Consider the following 18,557-nt stretch of genomic DNA (forward strand, 5'->3'; position numbering starts at 1 on the left):
AGTGCACTCTCTTGACAAAGGTATTATGATTAAATCAAGAGGTGATTATTATGTTGCACAACGAAGCCAGAAAATTGTTGATTGAAGCATGGAATAGAACGCATAATGCAAAAGAAGTAGCAGAATGTTTTGGTGTAAATACAAGCACAGTCTACCGTTTGGTAAAGCGGATGAGAGAGACCGGTTCTGTTGAAACGAGGACTTCCCTGCGTGGACGCAAACCTTCTCTGAGCCGGAAAGATATTCAGAATATTGACTGTTTGATCCAGCAACAGCCGGATATTACAATTAATGAGATTATTGATACACTCCAACTCCATGTAAGTGATGAAACGGTACGTAAAACAATTTTGAAGCTTGGATATGTCTATAAAAAGAAGTCTCTGCATGCTTCGGAACAGGAGCGTCCCCGATGTACAGCAAAAACGGAAAAATTGGGAGCAGCTTATACCGGAGAACGCCGCAAACAGCCTGGTATTTCTTGATGAAAGCGGAGTCAACACAAATATGACAAGGCATTATGCCCGTGCCCGGAAAGAAAGACGAGCAATTGACAGCACTCCTGTCAATACGCCGGCCAATACTACTATTTTGTCTTCTGTCCGCATTACCGGAGAGACTGCATATACAATCTATCAAGGTGGAACGACAGCAGAACGTTTTGCGGAATATCTGAGCTCTACTCTTCTGCCAACGCTGTCTGAAACAGATATCATTGTAATGGATAATATGCGTTCTCATCATGCAAAGATTGTAAAAGAGCTATTGGATAGGGCCGGCGTCCGGTATCTGTATCTGCCGCCATACAGTCCCGATCTGAATCCAATTGAGAAGATGTGGTCAAAACTCAAGGCCAATCTCAGAAAGCAGAAGATACGTATTGCAGCACAACTTCCGGGAGTGTGAAAACTTTTCTGTAAATAGCCTTCTATGCTAAAGATTGGTTGTGGCTGACAGCAGAAACTGCTGTCAGCTCATGCTTAATGATTAACAAAAGGGTGTACGTAGATCTCGGTGCCTGCGATAGCAGGAAAATATTTCCGTTGGCATAAAGGCTTTTGTTATTCGGGCAGACGACCTTCGTACATGATGGCCAGTTCTCCATAGACTTTTCCCCAGTTTCGAATCGGCATCTTCCACTTTTTAGTGGCTTCGAATGTTGCCAGATAAAGGGCTTTCAGCAGCGCCTGATCGCTCGGAAATACACTTCTCTGGCGATTCAGCTTGCGGTAAGTAGAATTCAGGCTCTCAATAGCATTCGTTGTGTAAATGACGGTTCTGACGTCCGCAGAGAACTTGAAAATTGGCGTCAGAGCATCCCAGTTTGTGAACCAGGATTTCATAGCACGGGGGTATTTTTCGTCCCATTTTTCTGCAACATTATCGCGGATTTCCTGAGCTTTGGCCTCGGTCGGCGCTGAATAAATCTTCTTCAGATCAGCCGAGAACAGTTTTCTATCCTTGTCCGCTACATACTTGAGCGTATTGCGGACCTGATGAACGATGCAGCGCTGGTATTCTGTCTTAGGAAAGGCGGTTCCAATGGCTTCTCCGATGCCGGTCAGACCATCAGCGCAGATGATAAGCACGTCCTTCACACCTCGGTTTTTAAGGCCATTCATAACAGAAAGCCAATACTTTGCGCTTTCGTTGTCACCGACTTCAATCATCAACACTTCTTTCTTACCTTCAGTGTTGATGCCAAGAATGACATATGCCGCAAGCTTCCGGATGATACCATTGTCACGAACGGAGTAATGGATTGCATCAATAAACAGTACCGGATAAACCTCGTCGAGAGGGCGATTCTGCCATTCTTCAATCTGCGGCAGAATCTTATCTGTAACGTCTGAAATAAATCCTTCAGAGGCTTCAAATCCGTAGATTTCCTCCAAAGTTTCAGATATCTGGCGCGTAGTCATTCCCTTTGCATACATGGAGATAATTTTCTGATCAATAGAAGAAATATCCTTCTGACGTTTTTTGACTACCTTAGGCTGGAAAGTTGATTTACGATCCTGCGGCACATTGATATCCAAGCTGCCATAGCTGGAATTCACTTCTTTGGATTTGTATCCGTTGCGATAGTTTCGATCACTCTCTTCATCATGCGTGCGTTCAGATTTCGAGTAGCCGAGATGCGCATCCATTTCTGATTCCATCATTTCTTTGATTGTGCCACCAAGCAGATCCTTGAGTGCGTCCTGAATATCTTCAGCGGTCTGAATATCGTATTCCTCAAGTAATCCCTGGATGATAGCACGCTTACCATCGGTCATCTGGACACGATGTGCTGGTTTCTTCTTTCCTCTAGGCATAAAATCGACCTCCTGTGAATTGATCATATCATAAAAGACTATCTTTGGCGACTTTTACAGAGATTTTTTCACAGGCTCCAACTTCCTGAGGCAATTAAGCGGGCATTTTCTACTATTCGCCAATCCGATTGCTTTGGTTGGTTTCGTTCATGTGGCTATGTGCAGTAATTCGTTGGATTGCTATAAAATATTACCGTTTCCATAGAGAACACCATTATCACGGCTGATTTTCTGACCTGCTTTTACACGCTCGGAAGTCTTACGACTTTCTTCCTGTGCCAATGTTGCCATAAGAGATAGCCGCAGTTCTCCATCTCCGTCCATTGTCCAAATATTATCGTCGATAAAAAACACCTCAACGCCTATGCCTTTCAACTCTCTTGTAACAACAAGGGTATCCACAACATTTCGTGCAAAACGGCATACCTCTCTGGTAACAATTAAATCAAATTTACCTTGCTTGGCATCTTCAATCATTTTCAAAAAGGCAGGGCGTTTTTTTGCCTGTGTTCCCGTGATACCTTCATCAATATATCGTTCACAGACCGTCCAGTTCGGATGATATTTTACTTGGTCATCATACCATTGTAACTGATTTTCCAATGCAGACAACTGTGCTTCGTGTTCTGTTGATACACGACCATAAATAGCAACATTTCTGGCTCTATTTCTATCAAACTGAGCATAATCTGTGAGCTTAAATCGGTAATTATATTCATTTACTGCTGTATTCATAAAGCATACCTCCATTTCTGTGCTGATTACATTCTACCTATTATCAATCCGCTTGTGAAATGTGCGAATTGGTGTGCTTCACGATATTTGTATATGTGGCTTGATTTATTTTTCCTTTTTCAAGAAGTATCTCAATGAGTTTCAGAGCTGCGGTATATTTATCTACTTTAATATTGTCCATTTTGACCTCCTTTCAGAGAAACACTAATGGCAAGAGCCTTGTCAACCCTTGCCATTATGCTATTGGGCATCATTCCCATATACTGTTTTAACCTCTGCTTATCAATCGTCCGTATCTGCTCAAGCAGGATAACAGAGTCCTTGTCAAGTCCTTCATAATTACTTACTGCGGTATGTGTGGGCAACTTTGCTTTTGTGTGTACTCGGCTCGTAATTGCTGCAATGATTACCGTCGGGCTGTGCTTGTTTCCTATATCATTGGAAATGATAAGTACAGGTCTTGTGCCGCCTTGTTCTGAGCCGATAACGGGATTAAGCTCCGCATAGTAAATGTCGCCACGCTTAATAATTCTTTCCATTGTGTTTGACCTCCCAATATGATTTAGACAGGTGCTTCCTGCCTATGTAGGCAGCCAAACGCAAGGAAGTATTTAAGGTCGGAAGTATCTTAACAATATCTCTGTTCTTATGACCGCCTTTCGTTTGGCTGATATGATAGAAGCATTTCAACTTGTCCTCGACACCCCGAAATGCTATGGGAAGTCGCCAAACGGTCAGCAGCGAACTGACGCCACGGGAGTTCCACCCCAACTGTCGTTCTGACAGAGCCGCCCTCATTGCCTGCGACGGTTTTTTCACGCTCGGACTGTGACTGGACGGGAGTATCATTATCCTCTTTGTGGGTTATGGCGAAATCGGGAGCTGCCCGATATTTTGAGTCGGTAAAGATAGGCTCACCACCTTTCAATCGCTCGCTGCCGCTTGGCAGGTCGTGGCGTACCGCTACACACGCTTATGCTCATCACAATCACAAAGAGAAAGTATTTGGCGAATGGGTATTCGGTTGTCAAGGAGCAATCCCGTTTTCGCCACACAAAGGAAAACAGGGCAAGAGTTTTTTGTCCTCTCACCCTGTAGCCCGTGGGAATATTCAATTTTCCCCTCTACTCAAAAAACTTTTTTAATTTTTCTTTGAGCCTATCCATTCTTCTGTAAACAGCTTTTTCAGTAATATCCAGATACACCGCAATTTCACGGGTTGAATATCCTTGTATCTTCATAAAAGCAATCTGCAATGTAAGCCTGTCCACCTTAATCAAAACTTGATAGAGGTGCTGATTTTCGATGCTGTCCAGAAAATCCTCAACCGTTTTGACTTCGGGCTGTGTAGTATCTTCAGCAAGCTCGTCAAGATATGTACCTGTTTCCTGCACTCGTTGATAATACCGTCTGTCTGAATTAAAAATCGCCCAATCGTGAACACGGAGCTTTTCTATATCGTCCCCATTAACCCCCAAGCTCCGTAACTGCTTTTCCTCGGCTTCTTTCCAGAGCCGCCATTTCTTTTCTTCTCTGGCTTTGTTGTAAGCCATAATGTGTACCTCCAATCTGATTTTTTTGAGAAAATTCAGATTGAGGTGGGCTACGACAGCCAATGCCCGAAACAGACTTCTCCTGCGTTCCAATAAAAAACGACAAACAAAAAGCCGCAAAGGTACTAAGACCTCTACGGCAATACGCATAATTATCTCTATGATATGGATATGTGACTTCTATTTGAAAAGTAGAAAAGTGCCACGAGCAAGCAAGGCTTTTTTTAACAGGTTATCCTCACTTGTGCATGACACTATGTAAATAGCTGCTGCTTCTGATAAGCAGCGTGGTTGGATTTGCCCAACACATAAAAATCCCTCCAAACTCGAAAACGGGTTTAGAGGGCAGTTGGAATTTTATCTGGGCGTGACAAAGCCGCCCACCAAAGCACCGTTTTTTTTATTTGGTGGGCTGATGCCTTTCTATTAATAGTTCTTTATTGATGACAACTTAGCTTATCGCAGTAATTTTGTAACTGTTCAATAGCTTCGGATTTGCTAAATCCCAATGCAAACATCTTGCTCAAATATGAGCAACAAAGTTCTTTAATGGTATTTTGCTTTACCTGCTGTATGCAATCATAATCTTGCGTAACAGAATACTTTCCGCCCTTAGAGCAAATAATGAGGTGTTCTTGTTTTACCGCCTTATAAGATTTCAAAACGGTATTTGGATTGATATGTAGTATTTCAGCCATTTCACGAACAGACGGAATACTATCCCCAGAGGAAAGCTCATTACTCAAAATAGCATATATCAGCTTCTGGATAAGTTGTCTGGAAATAGGGGTTATGTCGTGAAACGCCCATTTTTCATAATTCATTTTTTTCCTCCAACAATCGTAAAATTTCATCCGTAGAAGTCCATAGAATAAAAATAAGCATAAGCAATATGCCAACTGGTATTAGCAGTATTCCGATTAGGATCACGCTGATACCAGTTATGGTATAAGATAGACATGTTCTGAAATACAAGCCTGTCATTCTACGGTCAATGTCAGAGTACCGCTAAAATCTTCCCCTTTAAGGACGATATAGTTATCTCCAGACGAGATAGTGTACTCCTTTGTGTCCTCTGAATTGTCATTCGCAATCGTATATTCATCATTACCTGCAATCCAATACAACTCAGCCGTACCTTCATCTATACTTAATGTATAGGTCACTTTCAGTTGATTACCGTTTTCTCGTTCCAAAGCAGTCCCGCCGAAAATAAATTCTTTTCCGTTAAAGCCATCATAGGTAGCAGTATAAGTACCTGTATATGCGTCATCACCCTCGGTCTTTTCACCTTGCAGGTCTTTTGCTTTTGTCAATGCGTGTTTACTGTATGATTGCATCCAACTATCCCAACCATCAATCAGCTTATCTGTCAAATTTCCATTATTATGATTGGAGCTACACCCTGCAACACAAAAAGTCAAACACAACACCAGTATTAAAGAGATAAATATTTTTCTCATTATAAGAATACCTCTCTATTGAATAAAGTTAAGGAATACTGCAAGTGCAAGAATACCGCATATAAGCAATATCCATAAGCTACTAATAACCATCCCAATAATGTTTACAACACTTCTGCTATCGTGATTTTTAACGCAGACAACGGATAGTGCAAACCCAACCAATACAGATACTATATTTACACCTGCCCAGACCGAACGCACTCCATCAGACAATGTAATGTTCAGCAGGGATGGGATAAAAGTTGTCAACGGCAATATACTAATGACAATTGCTGCTATACTCAGTTTTTTTATTTTTTTATTTTCCATAATCGTATTACCTCATTTCTTTTTTTCCAAAGCGTGTTACCGCCACTACAAGTACCGAAGTAAAAATCAATATCGCACATGGTAAAAACGGAAATAGCTGAAAAGCTGTACTCTCACTTCCTACGCTGAAATCATGTAAAGAACACGAAACCAAATAGCCGCTATAACAATAGGGATAAGCAATCCAAAGTGGTGTATTCGCTACTAAGACACTGGGAATAACCAACAATAGATTCAATCCGACAGAAAGTAGCATCTTGCTAAACAATACTGTAATTGCCCACATGATTGCTATACTCGGAAGCATAGTAAGAAACAGACCAACGCTCCATTTCAGCAAATACATGATAGGTAATGCTTCCGTAATTCCTGCGCTTTTCGTTGCAATCAATCCTGCAACAACAAATACACCAAGAAACACAACCATTTCCATGAACAAATAGAATAGCAACACACAAAATTTTGCGGCAGAAAGTGCATATCGGCTAACAGGCAACGCCAACATTTTTAATATTCCGTTGTTTCCCGTTTCACGTCCTGCAAGCATTACGCAAACAACAATCATACTAAATGGGAGTAAATAATAGGCATATACTAATGCACTTTGAATAAACATTGCCGCCCAGGCATTGGTGTATTCGGGTGTAAAATAGCTTTGCAGATTTGCGACACCAGAAGCTACTACCAATATCGGAGCAATGAAAATCAGAGGAACAATTTTACTTCTCTTAACTTTCATAAATTCAATTTTAAGTAATTCTAAAAAACTCATATCGGCACCTCCTATTCATAACGCAGATTTTTTGCTGTCCATAATCCTGCAAAAAGCAAGACGGCTGTCTCAATCAATGCTATTATTACAATAGTCATATCTGGCTTTGCACTCGTCGCAACGGCAGGCTTCAGCATAACTACAAACGGATGGACGCATAACCATTTTATATTTGATGTCGCTAACGCCATTCCGCTTAAAAAGCCTGCCACTCCAATGCCAAGCGGTATCCACATATTTTCAAATCGAGAGGATATGAAAAGCATAAAAGCTAATACAGGCATTGATGTCGTAAAAGAATATCCTGCAAAAGACAACAATGTTCCAAGTTCAAATGTTCCCTCTGGCAAATCTGTCATTCCAATTTTAGCAAGAGCTAAGTGCTGCAAGCCTATGGCAAATAAAAGCATGACCGTCAAAATTAAAAACTTGCAAAAATACATAGCAGGAACACTCATTGGCAGCATATACATCTTTTTCACGGCACTTCCCTTAAATTCCATGTTATATATGATACAGGAAGCAACGATAACGCCAAACATATTTAGCACCATAATCATGCCATAAACCTGCGTAAGAAGAACATCCATAGGAGCTAACGGCAAATTAAGCAGCGTATCTTTCCGTACAATAAAGTTTACAAGTGCGTATGCCGCACCCAAAATTCCAACCGCAAGCATTAACGGAATAACGCCTGTTCTTTTTTCTTTCCGAAGCTCAATAGATAACACTCTCATAATATTGCCCTCTGCTTTCTGCTTGCATTATCTTTATCTACCATACTCAGAAACATATCTTCCAGATTATCAGCGGCAAATCCAGACTGCATTGCGTTCTGCCGTAAACTATCCAGACTGCCCTCAAAAAGCAGACGCCCATGATTAAGTATTCCTATATCATCTGCCATCAGCTCGATTTCAGACAGCATATGAGAGGAAATAAGAATGGTACAATCATAAAGGGCGGGTAACGACTTAATCAGATTTCGGATTTCATGTATGCCAGACGGGTCAAGTCCGTTTGTCGGCTCATCCAAAATCAAAATAGGGGGTCTGCCAAGCAATGCACCTGCAAGTCCTAATCTCTGCTTCATACCCAACGAGTATTTTTTAGCAAGGCGGTCGCCAAACTCAGAAAGACCTACCAATTCTAATGCGTCCTCAACAGCACTTTTAGGCAATCCCAAAATACGCCTTATAATATCCAGGTTTTCTTTGCCTGTTAAGTTTGCATAAAAGGATGGCGACTCAATGAAAGAACCTGTTTCTTTCAAGATGGAAAGACGGTCATTCGGAAACTGTTTACCGTCAATTTCAAAGCTGCCTGTTGTCGGGGCGGTAAGCCCTAAGAGCATTTTCATTGTAGTAGACTTTCCTGCACCGTTCGGACCTAAAAAGCCGTAAATACTCCCTTTTCGAATATGCAGTGAAACATCATTGACAGCAACAAAAGATTTGTATTTTTTTGTCAACTGCTCTGTTTTGATAATATAGTTGTTCATAGCAACATCTCCTTTCTGTCCTTATGGTACAACACCAACCTTGTGGCAACCTTCTATCCACCTTACATTTACCTTACATTCATTCGCACATTAGGAAATTTCAAAATTCTATGCTATAATATTTAATTAGGAAGAAGGTGTCCGTATGAATTTTGAATATTTGAAAGATAAACGCCTGTTGCTTGTAGATGACGAGCAGGAGCTTTTGGATATGGTTGTGTCTATTCTGAATGAGGAAGGATTTAACAATATTGCCACCGCAAAAACCGTCAAAGAAGCACTTGTTTTAGCAGACAATTTTCAACCAGAATTTGCTATCCTTGATGTAATGCTGCCAGACGGTAACGGCTTTTCTTTAATGGAACAGTTAAAGCAGAAAGGCGAATACCCAATATTATTTTTGACAGCCCGTGGAGAGGACGAGGATAAATTCAAGGGGTTTGGTCTTGGTGCTGATGACTATGTCGTCAAACCATTTTTACCAAAGGAGCTAACATTCCGTATAATGGCTATTCTACGAAGAAGCTATAAGGACGAAAATCCTCTTGTAAAATTGCAAAACAGCGAAATTGATTTTGACCGTGCAGAGATAATCAAAGGCGGAGAGCATATCGCTCTAACGGCAAAAGAGCACGACATTTTGGCTGTTTTATACCGCAATGCAGGTCGGATTGTAACAATAGATGCTCTGTGTGAAGCGGCTTGGGGCGAAAATCCATTTGGATATGAAAACTCTTTAATGGCACACATACGCCGTATCCGAGAAAAAATAGAGGAAAATCCTTCACAACCTGTTTCACTGATAACAGTAAAAGGATTGGGATACAAGCTGATTGTGGAGGGCAGATAACATGAACAATTTACCTAAACTTATATGGCGTTTTACGGGTATTCTTTTGTTGAGCTTCGTGCTGTTGGTATTTGCTAATTTTGCTATATTAGCGTTCCTTATGGTTTGGCAATCGCCATCTGTTGCTGACTCGCCATATAATGTGGCAACACAAACAGGCAAGGCGTTTCAAATATCCGAAAGCGGATATACATTGCAGGAAGATGTTTCCACGCAGTTAAAAGAACAAAATATATGGGCCTTTGTTGTAGATAACGATACCCTGCAAATCGTGTGGAAAACAGAAAATGTTCCCGATACAATACCTGCTAGTTACTCATTGTCTGATATAGCTGATTTATCTGTCGGGTATCTCGATGGGTATCCTACTTACACGGGCGAAACAGAAAATGGCATTGTCGTTCTTGGCTATCCTAAAGACAGCTTTTGGAAACATACAAGTGCGAGTTGGAACTATAACTTTTTTGCCCACTTACCACAAATCGTTTTCATTGTTTTTGCTGTTAATATTGCGGTTATCCTGCTGATTTATGTGGTAGCAAATATGAAATTCTTAAAACCTGTAAAACCAATTACAAAAGGCATACAAGATTTGTCTATCGGAGAGCCTGTTCATATTCCAGAAAAAGGTCTGCTTTCTGATATTTCTGCCAATATCAATCGGACTTCTAATATATTGCAGGAACAGCGGCAACAGTTAAAGAAAAAGGAAACTGCAAGAGCGAATTGGATTGCAGGAGTTTCTCATGACATCAGAACTCCGTTATCTATGGTTATGGGGTATGCAGGTCAACTAAAGGACGATGCAACTTTGACTTCTGAAGAACGACAAAAGGCAGAAGTCATTGTAAGACAAAGTAAGCGTATACAGAACTTAATCAATGACCTTAATCTTGCGTCCAAATTAGAGTACAATATGCAGCCGATAAATCCTGCAAAGCAAAATCTAATTGCTATTGTTCGGCAGGTAGTTGTTGATTTTATCAACATGGATATTGAGGACAAATATCCGATTGAATGGGAAACAGACGAAGCCTTAACCATATGCCCTGTAAATGCTGATAAGGACTTACTAAAGCGAGCGATTAGCAATCTCATTCAAAACAGCATCAATCATAATGAACAGGGCTGTAAAATCTATGTCAGCGTTACGGCTGACAGCGGCAAATGCACAGTAGGTATTTCTGATGACGGCGTTGGAACTACTGACGAGCAAATAGAAAAGCTCAATAATGCTCCGCATTATATGGTCTGTGACGAAAATACAGCTGAGCAACGCCACGGTTTAGGACTTCTTATCGTAAAACAGATTATATCAGCACACGACGGAACAACCATTATCGAGCATAGCTCCTATGGCGGTTTTTCAGTAAAAGTCACATTGCCAATACAAGAATAAAAGCAGAGCCGATGCACTGTTTATAGGTGCATCGGTATTTATATATGAGCTTTTATCTCTTGTATATAGAAATTATATCTCTTATTACAAGGGATTTCAGACCGTTCAATAAGAACTCTCATTTCTGTAAAATATAATAGAAATATTATATTGATACAAGGTGGTGAGTTTATGGACGCAAGAAACAATGATTTTGACTTCGATTTTACACCGATAGGACAGGCAATCAAGAAAGCAAGAACTGCAAAAGGTATGACCAGAGATGAGCTTTCTCGTATCATTGACTATGACCCAAGGCATCTTCAAGCGATTGAAAATGAGGGGCAAAAGCCAAGTCTGGAGCTGTTCATTCAGCTTGTAACGATATTCGGTGTATCGGTTGATGAATACATATTCCCAGATAATGAGGTCAAGAAAAGTTCCGTCCGCAGACGCTTAGACGCAGAACTCGACAAACTAAACGATAAAGAGCTGTCCATAGTTGAAGCAACTGTCAGCGGACTATGTAAGGCAAAAGAGCCAGAGGAATAAACCTCTGGTTTTTCTTTTGCCCATTTTTAATAGGCAGGAACGCCGTAGCCATAGATGGAGCTGCTTCCAACCGTATATTGATTTTGCCTGCAAGCGTCGCCAGAGTTACCCTCCACGGTGTAAACGACACCGTTTTCGCATTTCTCCACAATGCCTACATGGTCGGTTTCTCCGTCGCCTTCCCAATCAAAAAAGATAATATCGCCTGCCGACGGCTCATAACTTCGGTCTTGCCATTGCCCGTTACCCTTAAACCAATTTGCACCGTCCACGCAGCCTGCGAATTTCGGGATAATCCCGCTCTCAATATATCCGCATTGGTCGGCACACCAAGACACAAAGCAGGCACACCATTCCACACGCCCTTCAAAGCCATACCAACTCCAATAAGGCTGACCGCCCTCATTTCCGAGCTGTGTCAAAGCGACCTCCACAATCGCCTGGTTACCGCCGCTTGTGAACGCCCTCCCGTATGGATAATACCGCAGCACATGGGCGGGATACTGCGTGTCGCCATAGCTGTCCCAACCTAACCGTGCCGCCTGCATGGTGGAAAACTCCACCGCATTGGCATAGGAATAGCCGCCATAGTTGGTCTTAGCCCACGAAATATAGCCGTTGCCGAAATTGTAACCCTGCAAGGCAAGTTTGATATGCTCCATATCAATCGGGTTTTCTACCTCAGCAGAGATAAGGGCTGCCTTTAATTCCTGCACACCGCACTCAATCGAATATTCTGGGTCTTTAATCCCATTCGGCTCGTGTGGATACCTTGTGTTAAAGCTGCCTTCCGCCGCCTGCATCGGGTCAAGTCCACGCCCGCCAGACTCCTGCATCATAACCGCCTTGATAAGCTCCACATATTCGGAAATGCCGTATTGTTTGGCATATTTCTGTATCAAAGGCTCATAGGCTTCCACCTCCGCACTGACAGGCGTATAGGCGTTGCTTCCGCTTCCGCCGCCAAACAGGGAAACAGCACAGCCGAGCAGGACAACAATGAGAATAATCACAACTGCAATCCAACCGCCTGCAATTATAGCAGAAATCAGAGCTTTTGTTCCTGCAATAATCGCCTTGACCGCAGCTATGGTGGCTCTGACCGTCGCTTTGGTGGCTTCGGCGGTTGCCTTTGCGGTGGCTTTTGCCGCCTGTGCTGCCTTTTGGGCAGTTTTCGCAGAAACCTTCGCCGCTGCCTGTGCCGTTTTTACCGAGGTTTCCGTCGTTTTGATTGCCGCCTTAGAAGTTGCCTGTGCGGTTTTAATTCCCTTTTCGGTAGTCTTGACTGTTCCCTTAGCAGTTGTTTTCACCGCTTTTTCTGCATTTCGAGCTGTGGTCTTAATCATTTTTTGCCCCTGCTGTCGGGTCTTTATCAACTGCGATTTTGCTGTCTGGGAAACATCGGGGGCAGAGAAACGGCTTGCAGCCCCGTGACGGATCTGCAAGCCGTGTTGTTCTGACATATTCTGTGCTGCTTTCTGTTCTGCGGCTTTGACAGCCCGACTTTGCTTGAAATCGCTTATTTTATCTTTTGCCTTACCGATATTCTCCTGCGTTGTCTTGACTGCCTTTTGCCCCTGCTTATTGAACTGGTGGATACCTTCATCCTTTACACGGTCTGCTGCATAAGAAATCCTGTCAGCAGCATACTCAGTGGCAGAGTTTTCATCAGCGTAATATCCCTGTTCTGCCCGTTCCTTTATCCCCACATAGGCAGACTTCATACGCTCACTGGCTATGGCGGCTTTATCTATGGTCTTTATCGTGCCTTTGACCGCATCTCTGGTTTTAATATCAGCCATAAAAAACCTCCTTTCCCAGAGGATTTGCGTTCAAATCAGCCGACCTTTTTTGCCACTACAACGAGTCTGCCGTTCTGTGCGGAGTATTCGCAGGTGGAAAGGGTAATGAGCCTGTCGCCGTATTCAGCGGTCACACTTGTATCATACAAAGCAAGCTCCTTGCACTTCCCGACATAGGAATTAAAATCTTCCTCATTCTCCGCATCAACAAAGTCGTAGTATCGGAAGCCCTCAGAGCTGTACGCCACAGTCTTAAATACAGCGACGATTTCATACTCTGCCTGCTCTGTGAGGGTATCAAACTGAATATTCTTGTGTTCCTCATAGAAGCTCTTGGACTTGTAATCCTCCAACGCTCCAAACATCTTACCGCCCTTGATGTGATGACCGTAGATAACCAGATTGTCACTTTCGGCAATATCACAATTCTCCTGCACATAAGGCGTACCTAAGTCACTGTACTCTTTTTCAAAATTGTGCTTCAGATAAAAATTCGGATTGTTCCTGCTCTGCATCACAGGATAATTGATTGTCGTGCCGGCTATGGAAATCCAACCGACCATATCCTCATTCTGTAAATACAATTCCTGATACTTGGCAAGCACATCTTTTCCCTCGCTGACAGGGGCATCGTCTGGCACGGTTTCCTCCGTGGGAGCCTGCTCTACCATTTCGGCAATCTCCTCAAAGGCTTCCGTCTGTTCGTCCACCTGTGCATAGTGATGGTAAATACGGAAGCCGCAAAAAGCCGCCGTACCTAACAGGCACACGGCGGCGGCAACACAGATAATAGATTTATAATTCTTCATAGGCTTTTCCTTTCTTATCTTGAAATTTCCGTCTGTTTTCTGGGAGCAGGAAGCTCCCTGCAATATTCGGGGTATCTGACCTTAATACCCTCCATAAAGTAGGGAGCAAACTCACAGCAGAACAACTCCTCTGGCGTGAAATACCGTTCCCGCCCTTCCTCTGCATACCCGTTCCAAAGGTTAAAAGCAAGATGGCAGACCTTAACTGTTCCGCTTGTCTGCCAGCCGCCGTGCATACCCTCTGGCTCGATGCAGTCCTCCTTGAAATTGAACATCTGGTTAATGTTCGCCCTCGTTTCCGAAGCGATACCCATCACATAGAAAAATGCCCTGTGATAACAGTCGTTCACTCTGCATTTCATTATATTTTCCAGAAAGAAATCACGGTGAGCCGTATCACGGAATTTAATATCAGCCATAAAAGACCTCCTTTCTTAGACCTCACCGAACTTGGTCGTCATCAACTTGTAAAGCTCGGTATTGCGTGGAAACTTGTTTACAAATGGTACAAGAGAGCTGCCAACTTTGAGTAATCCCTGTCCTGCACCGACATTCGTGATATAGCTCATCTGAAGGTCGGAGATATTAAGGAGCTTGGCAAGCTCAAGTCTGTCCGTAGATGCTTGGTTAAGCATAATGATAAATTCGCTGTTGGCAAGCATCGTCCTTGCGGTATGGCTCTGCAAAAGGTCGTCCACATTCTGCGTAATACCCGTACAGTACGCACCGTATTTACGCACACGCTTCCAGAGGGTAAAGAGGAAGTTTGCAGAGTATTCGTGCTGAAAGAGCAGATAGATTTCATCAATAAAAATAAAGGTGTTTCTGCCTTTCGCCCTGTTCTGGGTGATACGGTTTAAGATGCTGTCAAGCACGACGAGCATACCGATAGGCTGTAACTGTTTACCCAAATCCAGAATGTCATAGCAGATAAGACGGCTGTGAGTATCAACATTCGTGTGCTTTGCAAAGGTATTAAGCGACCCGTCCGTAAACAACTCAATCGCAAGGGCAATTTCCTGTGCTTCTGGCTCATTCTGTTTTAACAGTTCCTCACGGAAGTCCTGCAAGGTGGGCGGCGTTCCCATATAGTTGCCCTGCTGATAGTAGCGGTAGACGCTTGCCGTACAGCGGTCAATGATAGATTTCTGCTTTGCTCCCAAGTTCGTGCCGCCGATGAGCTGTTCGCAAAGGGATAAAATAAACTCCGATTTCAGAATGACGGGGTTTGCACCATCACCGTAATCGGAGTTCATATCCATAGCATTGATGTGATTTTCACTTGTCGCAGAGATATGAATGACCTCTCCCTGCATTGCTTTCACAAGCGGGGAATATTCACGCTCTGGGTCAATGATGATTATATCGGCATTAGGGTCGGTCAGAATGATATTCGTCATTTCTTCCTTTGCGGTAAAGGATTTTCCTGCACCCGACACACCGAGAATAAAGGAATTGCCATTAAGGAGCTGCCTGCGGTTGGCGATAATCATATTTTTGCTGATGACATTCTGACCGTAATACACACCGTTTTCGTGGTAAATTTCCTGCACACGGAACGGGATAAACACTGCAAGGCTCTCTGTTGTGAGGGTACGCAGGGCATCTATCTTCCGTACACCAAATGGCAGGGCTGTATTCAATCCGTCCATCTGCTGATATTTCAGCACCGCAAACTGGCACAAATGCTTTCTTGCGGTAGTCAAGAGAGCTTCTGTATCATTGTCGAGCTGCTCTTTGGAATCTGCCGTATGCACCATCGTTAGCACGGCAAACATCATTCTCTGGTCACGGGTTGTCAAATCGTCCAGAAATTCCTTGCTTTCTTTTCGCTGCTGTTCCAAATCATAGGGGATAACGGCAGAAAAATTGTTGTTCTGGTTCTGCTTCCTCTGCCAATTCGTGATATTGGTTTCCACACCAAGCAGACGGTTTTCCACCTCCCGCACGGCTTCATCTGTGGGAACGGGGATAATATCAACGGACAGCATCATATTCCTGTTCAGCTCACAAAGCTCCGCCACCATACTGTCCTTGATATATGCCGCATACTCTCTGAGAAAAATCACACGCCCATATCTGTCACCCATTCTGAAGCAGTCGCTCTCAAATTCAAAGGTATCAGGACAGATAAAATCCTTGAAATCGTGACCTTTCCGCATCGTCTGGGTAATATCGAAGTGGAACGCTGTTTCTTCTCCCGTACGGTAGAAGTCGTGGAAGATACGCAGCTTGTCGCCTGCGTCCAGTTCCACACACTTCGACCCCAGACGGTTAAAGTGGGCGATAAGGTCAGCACCCACACGGGCGAAGTAGTTTCGGGCTTCCTCGATATTCTTCTTGCAGACAGATACGGTTACATACTTATCCTGTACGATGGAATTAGCCCCTGTCGCCTTATCCAGAAGCATTTTGTTGTATTCCTTGCGGTACTTATCTAAACCGTCATCAGCCATTGGGATTAAAATGGTCTGTTCAAAATCAGCTTTATTCAAGCGACGGTTGTTGATAGTGATTTTCGTGGTCGCACCGCTGTCAAGGGAATTAAGAAGCTCCGAGTATTCAAGGAACATCGTTTCCTTATCCTCACGGCTTGCCACGGCATAGTTTATATCCTCAAACTTAAAGGTCTTTGCGTACTTGTTCCTGCCGACAAGGAATATGCCGTCCTCCCAGATTGTCTTAATCGGGATAACATTCTGTACCGACTTCGGCACAACAAACTTTTCCCTGTCCTGCTTGAACAGATTTTTAAGAGTTCTCAGCATTGTTTACCTCCTTGCTGTGTTTCGCTTTTTTCTTTTTCGATTTCTTTGGTTTCGGTGTCCTGCCTTTCTGCTTTTTCCGTACTGTCGCCAATCCTTTTTCATAGGCTTCAATAGTCGGCTTCATCGTTTCGTAATAGAGATTATCTGGCAGGAACATCAGCTTTTTCGGCATCAGAAATTCCGATTTAATCCACGCCCAGACAAACTGCTCTGCGGTCATACCGTTGTATTTGATAAAGCCCATAGCCGCAAAGGGGAATGCACCTAAGATACAAACCCAACTGAGCGTTTCCGTTCCAAACCGTGGACGGAGAAGAAAATACAAACCCACCGCCACGCCGCAGGCAAGGACAGAAAAAATGAACTGTCTGAGGGACAGTCCAAAAAACATACTCTCCGTATAATTACGGATTTCCTTATTTATCTTGACTTCCAATCATAGCACCTCCCTTACAAGCCCATCATTTCTCTTACAACACGGTCTGCCATTTTGACCGCACCGACAAGGACGAGCATATTGAACACAAGCTCTCCGATATAGCTCCATACCATTGTAACCGCCGCCGCATCGGGATTGACCACAGGCGGAGAAGAAGCAAATAGGGAAAAGATAATGCAGGCAAGCACGATAACCGCACCTTCAAGGCATACAGCGGCATAGCTCTTAATGAAGCTCTTGCCGACGCTTTGGCTCGGCTCTCCCGCAAAAGCGGAAAGGGGTACGGGTGCTATGGCAGTATAGATATACAGCTTGAAAAACCTGCCGTATACCGACATAATCATTATGAATGACAGCACCGTAATAAACAGTCCGCCTATCAGCGTGACCGCCCATAGCGGGATACTCTCAAAAAATCCGCAGTCTTCAACTGCTGTCACGATTTCCTGCGGCAACACCGTCTGCTGTACCGAGCCAAAGCCTGCGGCATTCATAATCGTGGAAATCATACCCTGCACAATCTTAAACAGAGCCATCATCAGTTCTAAACCGTAGGTCACCGCACCTTTGGCAATGGCAAAGCGGATAAACAGCTTCAACGCCTGCTCTGGTCGCTTGATTTCTGCAAAATTTCCGCAGGTACGCATTACACCCACGACAAAGAACAGCACGAGCAAGGCAAGTCCGATAGCCTGCACCGCACCGTGAATATCCACGATGACATTCCATATCGTGCCGCCCTTAAAGTTCTCTGGGGATTGGGTAATGAGCTGCCATATCTCGGCTAATTTCTCATTCCAAGTGTTTAGGGCGTTCTCTAAATTCTGTACCACCCAGTTATCAGACATTTGACCACCTCCTTGATGATATTAGATAACGGGAGCGAGTTCCGCACTCGGCGGATCTGCTCCCGTTATCTTTTTGTGTCAGTCTGTTATCTTAGCCTGTGATAAGAGTCAAGATTTCCTTTGCGAAGGTAATGACAACGCCGCCTGCAAGGGTCAAAAAGCCGTTAGCTCTCTGGGACGGGTCGTGGGATTTGAGGGAAAGACCAATCTGCACGATACCGAAGCCGAGCATAATCATACCGACAGCCCTCACCAGACCGAAAATGAAATCGGACAGATTGTTGACTACCTGAATAGGGTCATTGGCAGCAAAGGCGGTTACGGAAGTACCAAGCACAAAGGTCATTGCCATAACAGCCATACAGTAATAGCGGAAGCCTTTCTTAACCTTTCCAGTCATCGGCAGCTTCGTGGTTTTCTTGTTCTCGTTCTTCTTAAAAAGTTTCATAGGGTAAAT

The 18,557-nt window shown here is 43.5% G+C and carries 21 protein-coding genes and 2 pseudogenes; 5 read left to right on the forward strand and 18 right to left on the reverse strand.

From position 1 onward, the window contains the following. Window positions 1–50: 50 nt before the first annotated feature. Together ACLM7Z_RS14730 and ACLM7Z_RS14735 are read left to right on the forward strand one after the other, a co-directional pair. The gene (locus tag ACLM7Z_RS14730) at window positions 51–485 is read left to right on the forward strand and encodes a helix-turn-helix domain-containing protein (RefSeq protein WP_087018087.1); all 435 of its coding nucleotides are present in this window, start codon (window positions 51–53) and stop codon (window positions 483–485) included. After that, the gene (locus tag ACLM7Z_RS14735) at window positions 388–906 is read left to right on the forward strand and encodes an IS630 family transposase (protein ID WP_435645402.1); all 519 of its coding nucleotides are present in this window, start codon (window positions 388–390) and stop codon (window positions 904–906) included. The genes ACLM7Z_RS14730 and ACLM7Z_RS14735 overlap by 98 nt, the downstream gene beginning before the upstream one ends. Window positions 907–1,061: 155 nt before the next feature. Here ACLM7Z_RS14735 and ACLM7Z_RS14740 read toward each other — a convergent pair whose 3' ends face one another. The 11 genes and pseudogenes from ACLM7Z_RS14740 to ACLM7Z_RS14790 form a co-directional block, all read right to left on the reverse strand. Next, on the reverse strand, window positions 1,062–2,279 hold the full coding sequence (locus ACLM7Z_RS14740) for an IS256 family transposase (protein WP_435645775.1): 1,218 nt from the start codon (window positions 2,277–2,279) through the stop codon (window positions 1,062–1,064). Window positions 2,280–2,501: 222 nt separating this feature from the next. Continuing rightward, a pseudogene (locus tag ACLM7Z_RS14745) lies at window positions 2,502–3,053 on the reverse strand (recombinase family protein); the annotation flags it as partial. Window positions 3,054–3,096: 43 nt separating this feature from the next. Next, the gene (locus ACLM7Z_RS14750; RefSeq protein WP_435645403.1) at window positions 3,097–3,234 is read right to left on the reverse strand and encodes a hypothetical protein; all 138 of its coding nucleotides are present in this window, start codon (window positions 3,232–3,234) and stop codon (window positions 3,097–3,099) included. Then, on the reverse strand, window positions 3,221–3,592 hold the full coding sequence (locus ACLM7Z_RS14755; RefSeq protein WP_435645404.1) for a type II toxin-antitoxin system PemK/MazF family toxin: 372 nt from the start codon (window positions 3,590–3,592) through the stop codon (window positions 3,221–3,223). Before ACLM7Z_RS14755 ends, ACLM7Z_RS14750 begins: the two co-directional genes overlap by 14 nt. A gap of 585 nt (window positions 3,593–4,177) precedes the next feature. After that, window positions 4,178–4,606 carry an RNA polymerase sigma factor gene (locus tag ACLM7Z_RS14760; RefSeq protein WP_435645405.1) on the reverse strand — a complete coding sequence of 143 codons (429 nt, stop codon included), beginning with the start codon at window positions 4,604–4,606 and terminating at the stop codon, window positions 4,178–4,180. Window positions 4,607–5,043: 437 nt separating this feature from the next. After that, window positions 5,044–5,430 carry a GntR family transcriptional regulator gene (locus ACLM7Z_RS14765; RefSeq protein ID WP_178265177.1) on the reverse strand — a complete coding sequence of 129 codons (387 nt, stop codon included), beginning with the start codon at window positions 5,428–5,430 and terminating at the stop codon, window positions 5,044–5,046. 156 nt (window positions 5,431–5,586) lie between these two features. Then, complete coding sequence (locus ACLM7Z_RS14770; protein ID WP_435645406.1) at window positions 5,587–6,069, reverse strand: hypothetical protein; 483 nt, start codon at window positions 6,067–6,069, stop codon at window positions 5,587–5,589. A gap of 15 nt (window positions 6,070–6,084) precedes the next feature. Then, entirely contained in the window at window positions 6,085–6,381 is a 297-nt protein-coding gene (locus ACLM7Z_RS14775) for a hypothetical protein (RefSeq protein ID WP_435645407.1), read from the reverse strand. A 7-nt stretch (window positions 6,382–6,388) separates the two neighbouring features. Then, a complete protein-coding gene (locus tag ACLM7Z_RS14780) occupies window positions 6,389–7,153 on the reverse strand; it encodes an ABC transporter permease (RefSeq protein WP_435645408.1) in 765 nt (254 codons plus the stop codon). A gap of 11 nt (window positions 7,154–7,164) precedes the next feature. Then, window positions 7,165–7,890 carry an ABC transporter permease gene (locus tag ACLM7Z_RS14785; protein ID WP_435645409.1) on the reverse strand — a complete coding sequence of 242 codons (726 nt, stop codon included), beginning with the start codon at window positions 7,888–7,890 and terminating at the stop codon, window positions 7,165–7,167. Then, entirely contained in the window at window positions 7,887–8,654 is a 768-nt protein-coding gene (locus tag ACLM7Z_RS14790) for an ABC transporter ATP-binding protein (RefSeq protein WP_435645410.1), read from the reverse strand. The genes ACLM7Z_RS14785 and ACLM7Z_RS14790 overlap by 4 nt, the downstream gene beginning before the upstream one ends. A gap of 145 nt (window positions 8,655–8,799) precedes the next feature. Between ACLM7Z_RS14790 and ACLM7Z_RS14795 the strand changes: the two genes are divergently transcribed. The 3 genes from ACLM7Z_RS14795 to ACLM7Z_RS14805 all read left to right on the forward strand — a co-directional run bounded on the left by ACLM7Z_RS14795 (window position 8,800) and on the right by ACLM7Z_RS14805 (window position 11,434). After that, window positions 8,800–9,504 carry a response regulator transcription factor gene (locus ACLM7Z_RS14795; protein ID WP_435645411.1) on the forward strand — a complete coding sequence of 235 codons (705 nt, stop codon included), beginning with the start codon at window positions 8,800–8,802 and terminating at the stop codon, window positions 9,502–9,504. A 1-nt stretch (window position 9,505) separates the two neighbouring features. Continuing rightward, window positions 9,506–10,903 (forward strand): sensor histidine kinase, encoded by a 1,398-nt coding sequence (locus ACLM7Z_RS14800; protein ID WP_435645412.1) that lies wholly within the window; start codon window positions 9,506–9,508, stop codon window positions 10,901–10,903. 171 nt (window positions 10,904–11,074) lie between these two features. Continuing rightward, window positions 11,075–11,434 (forward strand): helix-turn-helix domain-containing protein, encoded by a 360-nt coding sequence (locus tag ACLM7Z_RS14805; protein ID WP_435645413.1) that lies wholly within the window; start codon window positions 11,075–11,077, stop codon window positions 11,432–11,434. 26 nt (window positions 11,435–11,460) lie between these two features. Here the strand turns inward: ACLM7Z_RS14805 and ACLM7Z_RS14810 are convergent, their stop codons facing one another. The 7 genes and pseudogenes from ACLM7Z_RS14810 to ACLM7Z_RS14840 form a co-directional block, all read right to left on the reverse strand. Continuing rightward, window positions 11,461–13,236, reverse strand: coding sequence for a lysozyme family protein (locus ACLM7Z_RS14810; RefSeq protein WP_435645414.1), 1,776 nt, complete (start codon window positions 13,234–13,236; stop codon window positions 11,461–11,463). A gap of 35 nt (window positions 13,237–13,271) precedes the next feature. Then, complete coding sequence (gene srtB, locus ACLM7Z_RS14815) at window positions 13,272–14,045, reverse strand: class B sortase (RefSeq protein ID WP_435645415.1); 774 nt, start codon at window positions 14,043–14,045, stop codon at window positions 13,272–13,274. Between the two features lie 14 nt (window positions 14,046–14,059). Beyond that, window positions 14,060–14,464, reverse strand: coding sequence for a DUF6075 family protein (locus ACLM7Z_RS14820; RefSeq protein WP_435645416.1), 405 nt, complete (start codon window positions 14,462–14,464; stop codon window positions 14,060–14,062). A gap of 15 nt (window positions 14,465–14,479) precedes the next feature. Continuing rightward, entirely contained in the window at window positions 14,480–16,813 is a 2,334-nt protein-coding gene (locus ACLM7Z_RS14825) for a VirB4-like conjugal transfer ATPase, CD1110 family (RefSeq protein ID WP_435645417.1), read from the reverse strand. 94 nt (window positions 16,814–16,907) lie between these two features. Then, window positions 16,908–17,249, reverse strand: a pseudogene (locus ACLM7Z_RS14830) (PrgI family protein); the annotation flags it as partial. Window positions 17,250–17,263: 14 nt separating this feature from the next. Further along, window positions 17,264–18,100 carry a hypothetical protein gene (locus tag ACLM7Z_RS14835; RefSeq protein ID WP_435645418.1) on the reverse strand — a complete coding sequence of 279 codons (837 nt, stop codon included), beginning with the start codon at window positions 18,098–18,100 and terminating at the stop codon, window positions 17,264–17,266. 91 nt (window positions 18,101–18,191) lie between these two features. Beyond that, window positions 18,192–18,548: a hypothetical protein gene (locus ACLM7Z_RS14840; protein WP_015560134.1), complete on the reverse strand. Its 357-nt coding sequence runs from the start codon at window positions 18,546–18,548 to the stop codon at window positions 18,192–18,194. Window positions 18,549–18,557 lie beyond the last annotated feature (9 nt).

The sequence above is a fragment of the Butyricicoccus porcorum genome (genome assembly GCF_051246315.1).
In the GTDB taxonomy this organism is placed as follows: Bacteria; Bacillota; Clostridia; order Oscillospirales; family Butyricicoccaceae; genus Butyricicoccus_A; species Butyricicoccus_A porcorum.